Consider the following 832-nt stretch of genomic DNA (forward strand, 5'->3'; position numbering starts at 1 on the left):
TATGATGACGAGGATGACTGGGACGATAAACCGCCTTTCCGGGCCGGTGGCGCAGAATTGCCGAACATCCGGCGGTTCTGCGAATGCCCCTATCGAATTCACCCGCATCGGCTACATATACATCAGAATAACAACGTGCGGATGATCTCGATCAGCCGCTGATATTGGCTGCCTTCCTTGAAGGTCGGATAGGGCTGCACGGTTTCGCCGCGGATATCTTTGACGAACTCCCGTGCAAGGAAGTGCCAGCACTGTTCGGTTTCACCTTTCACATCAGGCATGTTGGAAATGATCTCCTGAGGCAGGGGGAGCTCCTTCCATTTCCCATCCGGCCCGGCAATCGAAAGTTGACCGCTGCCGTAATGCCCCTTGATGTAGATTGCGCCCTTTGTTCCGTAAAAGACGATATGATCCTCGTGGAAGCGGGGAACGANGACCGCCATGCTTGAACAGAACCGAAACCGGCTTGCGGGCAAGCTCGCTCTGGATTTTTGCAAGAACGGTATAGGACCATTCGACGTTGCTTTCGCCCCATTCAAGGGACGGGTCATCCAGATTGTCAGGCATGAAATCCCGCCGCGTCGCAAAATTATGGACACCTTTGACGATCGGCGCCCGCTCCATATCATCCCGCACATCGCCCATGATCGACAACAGGCGATCTCCGACCACATCGGTTACTCTCGGAAAACCGCCGCTAGGGTTCCCCCGATGCGACAGGAGACGGGCATGACATTCGACGAACAGATCGACCGCACGGACACCCATTCACAGAAATGGGACATGATGGAAAAGATTTACAACGTCCCGCAGGGCAAAGGCTTGCCGATGT

1 pseudogene is annotated in these 832 nt (G+C 54.9%); it reads left to right on the forward strand.

Annotation, left to right across the window (positions count from 1 at the left end):
* Positions 1–441 precede the first annotated feature (441 nt).
* Positions 442–832: pseudogene (locus TR36_RS14060) on the forward strand (hypothetical protein); the annotation flags it as partial.

Source organism: Falsirhodobacter sp. alg1, from assembly GCF_000739715.2.
GTDB lineage: Bacteria > Pseudomonadota > Alphaproteobacteria > Rhodobacterales > Rhodobacteraceae > Falsirhodobacter.